At 62.1% G+C, this 6,787-nt stretch carries 6 protein-coding genes; 2 read left to right on the top strand and 4 right to left on the bottom strand.

Annotated features, from left to right (window positions below; genetic code table 11):
* From A2J01_RS01645 to A2J01_RS01635, 3 genes are all read right to left on the bottom strand, one after another.
* Positions 1–1,495, bottom strand: a 1,495-nt coding sequence (locus tag A2J01_RS01645) for an ABC transporter ATP-binding protein (protein ID WP_231915677.1), incomplete at its 3' end; no start/stop codon positions are given.
* Positions 1,492–2,484, bottom strand: a complete 993-nt coding sequence (locus A2J01_RS01640; RefSeq protein WP_058037023.1) for an ABC transporter substrate-binding protein — start codon at positions 2,482–2,484, stop codon at positions 1,492–1,494. The genes A2J01_RS01640 and A2J01_RS01645, both read right to left, overlap by 4 nt.
* 55 nt (positions 2,485–2,539) lie before the next feature.
* Positions 2,540–3,922, bottom strand: a complete 1,383-nt coding sequence (locus A2J01_RS01635) for an MFS transporter (protein ID WP_030536300.1) — start codon at positions 3,920–3,922, stop codon at positions 2,540–2,542.
* Between the two features lie 84 nt (positions 3,923–4,006).
* On the opposite strand from A2J01_RS01635, the gene A2J01_RS01630 reads away from it, so the two are divergent.
* A complete protein-coding gene (locus tag A2J01_RS01630) occupies positions 4,007–4,645 on the top strand; it encodes a TetR/AcrR family transcriptional regulator (RefSeq protein ID WP_030536301.1) in 639 nt (212 codons plus the stop codon).
* 71 nt (positions 4,646–4,716) lie between these two features.
* Positions 4,717–5,691 carry an ABC transporter substrate-binding protein gene (locus A2J01_RS01625; protein ID WP_030536302.1) on the top strand — a complete coding sequence of 325 codons (975 nt, stop codon included), beginning with the start codon at positions 4,717–4,719 and terminating at the stop codon, positions 5,689–5,691.
* A 1-nt stretch (position 5,692) separates the two neighbouring features.
* Here the strand turns inward: A2J01_RS01625 and A2J01_RS01620 are convergent, their stop codons facing one another.
* Entirely contained in the window at positions 5,693–6,733 is a 1,041-nt protein-coding gene (locus A2J01_RS01620) for an ABC transporter substrate-binding protein (RefSeq protein ID WP_007728999.1), read from the bottom strand.
* Between the last annotated feature and the right edge of the window lie 54 nt (positions 6,734–6,787).

Here is a 6,787-nt window from a genome sequence, read left to right as displayed (position 1 = left end):
CCACCGAGTCGTACCCCCTCGGGAGCGCTTCGATTCGGGTGTCGATCTGCGCGGCTGCGGCAGCGGCCTTCACCTCGGCCGAAGTCGCCTGCGGTTGGGCAAGCCGAATGTTGTCGAGCACGGTCGCTTCGACCAGCTGCACGTCCTGCAGAACGAATCCGACGTGGCGGTACAGCTCGTCGGTAGCGACTTCCCTGACGTCGACACCACCGATGGCCACGGATCCGGCACGCACGTCGTGGAACCTCGGAACCAGCGTTGCCAGCGTCGACTTACCCGAACCCGAAGGTCCGACCAGCGCCGTCACCGTACCCTCCGGCAGCGTCAGATCAATGTCGGTCAGAACGTCGGCGCCGTCGTCGTATGCAAAGGAAACTCCGGAGAATCGAACTTCGTTCCCCACAGGCTTTTTCGGATGATCGGTTTCCGGCAGAGCGTCGGTTGCGAACAGCGCGATCAGTCGCGCCGCAGCGGCGGCTGCCTCACGGCGAGCCTGCATACCGAAACCGATGGTCGTCACCGACACCGGAATCACCATCGCGACAAGAGAACTGGTCAGCACATCGATGGGTGACACCCATCCGGAGTGAACGAACCACGAGCCGAGGCCAAGGTTGACCACCAGCACAACCGGTGCGCTCAACGCAATCGAGGCCAGCGCCTCGGTCCGGAGCATCGGGCGAACCCAGCCCTCGTACGAGACGGCAAACGCCTTGGCAGCGTCGCGGTATCGAGAATGTGACTGCTTGTCCTGACCGAAGGTCTTGACCACTGCGATGCCGGTGACGAACTCGACGATGGTGTTGCTGATGGCCGCGATGCCCTCATTCATCCGGCTCATCTTGACGGCCATGTCCTTGGTCATCATCGCGTAGGCGATCATGTAGATCGGGAGGGTGGCAATCGCGACCAGTCCCAGACGCCAGTCGATCGAGATCACGTAGCCGAGCCCGACGAGCGGCACCGCGATGGCGCCGGTGGTCTCGACGGCGCTGTGCGCAACCAGGTAGTGGAGATCGGAGATGTCGTTCTGCGCGGCTTTTCGCACGGTTCCGGACGAGTGGGAGGTGAACCAGCCCAGTGGAAGTCGACCCAGTGTCGCTGCGATTCGACGCCGAAGCACAGCTTGAAGATTGACATCGGCGAAGTGCGTCACGATCAATGCACCGCCTCCGAAGAACGCACGCATACCCAGACCCAAGACGACCACCCACACGATCGTCCAGACGCGAGACGAGTCGATGTCGCCGCCCACGATCAGCGTCTTACCCAACTCGGCGATGGCCACGTACGGCACGATGGCCGCGACCGCGGCGATCACCTGCATCACCATCGCGATGGTGGTCCGTGTACGAACTGGCGCAAGGAGTTCGCGAAGCGCGCTCTTGTGCGCCGCCGCTTCAGCTTTGGCTTGCGAGGCTTCGGCCGTCGCTCCTTGTGATGCGTCGGCCTCTTCAGATGAAATGTCTGCTTTCGTGGCCTGTGTCGTCGTCATTTCGAGAACGCCTTCCATCGGGTAACTGCGTCGGCGTCGGATGCGATGCGGCCTTGGAGTTCCGCGCCGGTGAGAGTGCGATCGGCAAGAGCCTCGAGGTCTTCGAGGATCCAGTAGACCGCGAAAGGATAACTGCCGAACCAAAGTTCACCGCTCACGTCTGCCGTGCGTCCGGCCTTTACTGCGGAGATCTCGTTGAACAGTGGATTTGCGTGAACTAGAGCGCCGTCGTAGATGTTGCCCGAGGTCACGACCATCGCGTCCGCCGCATGCTGTCCGACCTCCTCGCCGGACACCGAAGACGTGGCAACACCTGTGTTGGGGCCGATCTTTGCGTCGAGTTCGGCTTGCGGGCGCCCGAAACCGGCTTCCTCGATGATCGAGGACATCGGCGACTGTGGGATGACGGTGTAGATGCCGCCGGAGAATCCCACCAGCACTGACAGTGTCTGCGGTTGCGCCTCGACCGTTCCGGATACTTCGGCAAATTTGGCCTCGAGCCTCGACACGATTTCGCGAGCTTCGGACTCTCGACCCAGTGCAGTCGCCGCGGTATTCAGAACTTCGCGCCACGGCGCCGCATAGGCGAGCACCGTCGTCGGGGCAATCTCGTTGGCCTGCACGGTGATCGACGTCAACGAGCCGACATCACTGAGCAGGATTCGGTCAGGATGAACGGCCGCGATCTGCTCCACATCTGGTGATTGGAAGAACGTCGGTTTGTCGACGACCTCGATCCCCTCACTCTGCAATATCTCCTTCGCCGCCTGCGACTGCAGCGTGGCGAAGACCGTATCGGGCTTGACCCCGAGCGTGAGTGCGTTGAGCGCTGCGAACTCGTCCAGTGCGAGCAGTTTCTGAGGTGCAGGTACGGCCGACGACTCGCCTGTTTCCGATGCGTCTGCGTCATCGCCGCCCACGGAGCAACCGACAAGCGCCGTTGCTGTCGCTGCGAGTGCCGTTGCTCGCAGGCCCCACTGCTGCCGCATCCTTCTCTCCCCGCTTTAGTTACACACTGTCTCGATTAGGGGAGCCTACAATAAGTCACGCCTTTTGTGCAGTCCTCGTCGCTGGAAGTGCAATCGCCGGCAGACAGGCGACAACACTGATGACGGCACCCATCACGAACGCCAGCGCGAACGAGTCGCCGGAAATGCCGATCGCCAGGACCGCTGTGGTCACCGGGGCGCCCACCGCCGAACCGACGGTTCTGATCACACTGTTGACTCCACTGGCTGCTGCCATTTCCGATGGCGGGACGATCGAGGCAACCAACAGAGCACAGACCGCGAACCCCACGCCGTTCCCCGATCCGACGAGGGAAAAGAACGCCACGATCGCAACCACCGAACTCGGCCAGATCGCGAGTCCGACTGCGCCCGCCGCCATGAGGGCCAGCGCTATGACAGCGGGCACCCGCGGCCCGAATCGCCGCGCGAGAGCCGGCGTCAAGCGGCCACCGAGAAAGACGAGGACAGCGGCGGGCAAGAGCGCCAAGCCGGTCTGCACAACGGTGAATCCGCTTCCATACGTGGACGTTTCCGGCGCCTGGAGGATCCGCGGCAGACAGAGATAGAAAATGTACGGCACGAACCCGAACACCAGGGTGAGTGCGCTGGTGATCATCATCGGCTTGTCCCGAAAAACTCGCATGTCGACGATCGGCGCGTCGTGGCGGGAATCGACGGCAATCAGTGTCGCGAACGAAACGAACGCGACTACCACCAGACCCCAGAATCCGAGCGACAAAACTCCCCAGTCGGAGGCTTTCGTGATCGCCAATAGCAGGCTCACCAATCCGAACGCCAGAGCGCCGGCACCGGCCCAGTCCGTCGGCATACCCGGGCGGCGATGCGAGCCCGGAACCACGGCCACCACTGCGACCAATGCGAGCACGATCAAGATCCCGGTGATCACGAACAACCACTGCCAACTGAGATACTCGAGGATGACACCGCCGATCACCAGTGCACTTCCGGCACCGATTCCCAAAGTCCCAGCGAGCCAACCTATCCCTGAAGACAACTCGGGACCTACTACCGTTCTCCGCAGTACTGCCATCGCAAGCGGGAAGCTCGCCATGCTCACTCCCTGGACAGCTCGAACGACAAGCAGCACCCCGATATTCGGGGCGGCTGCCGCGGCAAATGTCGCGAGAGCGAAGATGATCAGGACGATCACCAGGACTCGCTTGTCGCCGAATCGGTCACCCATCGCGCCGACTATCGGAGCCATCACCGCGGCCGCCAACAGGTACGCCGTCAGGATCCAGCCGGTCACCGCCACGGACGTGTCGAAATGCTCACCCAACACCGGCAACGCCGGTACCAGCATGGTCTGCATGAGCGAGTAGACGAGTACCGCCCCCGCAAGCGCGGCGATCACCCGGCTCCCGGATCGCGTGGGCGCCTCCGCCAAGGTTGTCATCGACACCTTCCTCCAATCATGAATCGAATCGGAACGGAACACTCCGTTCCGATTGAGTAAACCATGCATTGCTAGCCTGTGGGAATGGCGAAAGAGAATGCGAGCCTCCCCGGACGCGCCCGAGAAGCCGCAGACAACGACGTCACCGTACTGCGAGCAGCGCGCGAGATTTTTGCCGAACAGGGTTGGAATGCACCGGTATCGGCAATTGCCACCCGGGCCGGAGTGGGAGTAGGCAGCATCTATCGCCGATACCGAGGCAAGGAGGAACTGGCGCAATCCCTGCGCGTCTGGGCGATCGACCACCTCGCCACCCTCGCCCGAGAGTGCATGAGCACCGCGAAAACCGATGAAGCCGTATTGAAGACGTTCTTCTCGCGATATCTCACCGAATCAGTGGGACCGCTCATTCCGGTCCTCGGCGGCAAGTTACCTGAACACGCCGAAGTCACTCGTGCCGCCGAAGAATTGGAGGCCGCACTGCAATCGATGGTCGACGTCTGCATCGACGCTCGCGAAGTCCCGCCCGACTTCACTGCTGCTGACGTCATGCTCATGACAGTGCATCTGCGGCCGACTCTGCCGATCGAGGGTGATCGAGCCACCGAAATACACACGCGCTATCTCGACTTCATGCTCGACGGACTTCGTGGCGGAACACCTCGACCAACGATCACTCCCCCGTCCTGGAGCGAATGGCTTCAGATGTGGCAGGGCAACTGACCCCGAGAACACCCGAATGACATGTCAGGTTAGGCTTACCTAGCTTATTTCGCCATGTTCGGAAGGTTCTCATGAAAATCAATCGCCGGCTCGCCGGCTTCGCCACACTACCCGCCGTCGCCACGCTCCTACTCGCCGGTTGCGGAAGTAGCGACGCAGCGCCCTCTACCGAGACCAGGTCTGCCGACCAGTCCTGGAGTTACACAACGGGATACGGAAACACGATCACCCTCGACCACGCCCCGGAGCGGATCGTCGTCGACGCGTACTCCGCTGCGGCTCTGTGGGACTACGGCATTCGGCCGGTCGGCATCTTCGGTTACGGCGTCGGCAATCCAGACGTCACCGATCGCGCTGACGAGTCGACGATGACCGTCGTCGGCCGTGAAGGTGAACTCAGCGCGGAAGCTCTTGCGGCGCTGGACCCAGACCTGGTCATCGGGTACGGCAACAGCGACGACCCGACACGATGGACTTGGTGGGACGAGCCGATGGGCAAGACCGTCAACAATGTTGCACCGTTTGTCGGCGTCAAGTTCTCCGGAGCCTCGACACCGGACGTGTTGAACGAGTACGCCTCACTCGCCGAAGCACTCGGCGGGAACACCGACACAGCCGCAGCACGCGAGGGCAAGGAAGCATTCGAATCCGGTGCAGAGCGCATCCGAACTGCTGCGGCCAAGGTCGACGACATCGAAGTCCTCGCCCTGAACGGTGACAGCTCCGAGTTGTACGCAGGCACAACTGCGCTCGCTCAGTTCGGTTACCTGAAGGAACTGGGCGTGAAGTTCACCGGTCCGGGAGGCGACAAGGGCTGGGCCGATCTCAGCTGGGAACAGGTACCGGACTATCCGGCGGACATCGTGTTCCAGTTCGCGAAGTCGGCAGAGGCATTCGCGGCATCACCTGTGTTCGTCAAGCTGCCCGCGGTGACCGCGAACCAGGTGATCGACTTCGACGACAAGCGTCCCAACACCTACGCCAATTACGGCGCCTGGTTCGAGCAGGTTGCACAACTACTCGACCAGGCCCGCAACGTCGCCTGAATTACTGCCCAGCAGTGATTCGCCCGGCCGCTTCCTCGAGAACGTCGAGGAAGATGGCCGCGGTGAGCGCAAATCCTTGGTTGTATCGCGCGTCGCTGGTCAACACGTTGCCCGCTTGAACTGCAGGCAACCGCTGCCACGTCGGCTGCGTCTTGATCGCGTCGAGCGCTTCCTGATCGCGTGCTTGAGCGATGATCACATCCGCCGGAGCCAAGGTGTCGAGTTGCTCGAACGACAACTCGAACGAGTTCTCTGCATTGTCGTCGTCACGGAAAAGCACGTCCAGGCCGGCATCGAGTGCAACACTGATTCGCAGATTCCGCTGATGCACAAGGAAGCCCGTCGGCGTCTGAACGCCGAACACGATCTTCTTTCCGCCCAGCTTCTCCTGCAACATCGGTCGCAGTCTCGCGAGCTTGTCGTCGTACTCCGCAATGGAAGCCTCGGCGATCGTCACCCGGTCGAGCTGGCTCGCCTGCGCCATCAGAGCACCTCGCCAGTCGACCGGGTGCCCGGCAATCGGTTCGACGTCGTCGCCGACGACCAACAGCGGCGCGATGGAAGACAATCGCTCGGTGCCGTACCAGTCACTGGTGTATCCGATCGCAGTGATGACGATCAGATCGGGCTCGAGAGCGAGCAGAGCCTCGAAGTTGGTGGAGAAGTCGCCGGCGACGTTGACGAAGCTCGCGTCCTCGATGGTGCGGCCGGGAAACTGGAATCCTGCCTTGGCGTCGGGGAACCAGAAGTTGCCCGATCCGACGATCGGGTAGTCCATCATCATCGCGAATTCGAGGTCGACGCGGCCGTCGAGCACCACCACACGCTTCGGGTCGCGCGGAACGTCGCCGCTGAACTCGGCCCACGTGTACGGGAGAGTGTCACTGGCAGAGTCGGATTCGCCATCGGAGCTTCCGCAGGCGCTCAGCGCCAATGCTGCAGCCACACCAGCTGCGCCACCGAAGAATCGGCGTCGCGAAATGCGGTCGACGATCTGAGCCCACTCCGTGTCGGTAACCTGCGCATCCAGGACGAGTGTCATACCTTTGCTCCTTCGATGTTTCGCTGACGCTCGCGTCCCAGCGGAATGACCAGC

Source organism: Rhodococcus sp. EPR-134 (assembly GCF_001647205.1).
GTDB lineage: Bacteria > Actinomycetota > Actinomycetes > Mycobacteriales > Mycobacteriaceae > Rhodococcus_F > Rhodococcus_F qingshengii.
This window is presented reverse-complemented; position numbering and strand designations above follow the sequence as displayed.

Excerpts from the sequence above, each read along its gene's own strand:
- A2J01_RS01640 (WP_058037023.1), bottom strand. The coding sequence starts at position 2,484 with ATGCGGCAGCAGTGGGGCCTGCGAGCAACGGCACTCGCAGCGACAGCA.
- A2J01_RS01635 (WP_030536300.1), bottom strand. The coding sequence starts at position 3,922 with ATGACAACCTTGGCGGAGGCGCCCACGCGATCCGGGAGCCGGGTGATC.
- A2J01_RS01630 (WP_030536301.1), top strand. The coding sequence starts at position 4,007 with ATGGCGAAAGAGAATGCGAGCCTCCCCGGACGCGCCCGAGAAGCCGCA.
- A2J01_RS01625 (WP_030536302.1), top strand. The coding sequence starts at position 4,717 with ATGAAAATCAATCGCCGGCTCGCCGGCTTCGCCACACTACCCGCCGTC.
- A2J01_RS01620 (WP_007728999.1), bottom strand. The coding sequence starts at position 6,733 with ATGACACTCGTCCTGGATGCGCAGGTTACCGACACGGAGTGGGCTCAG.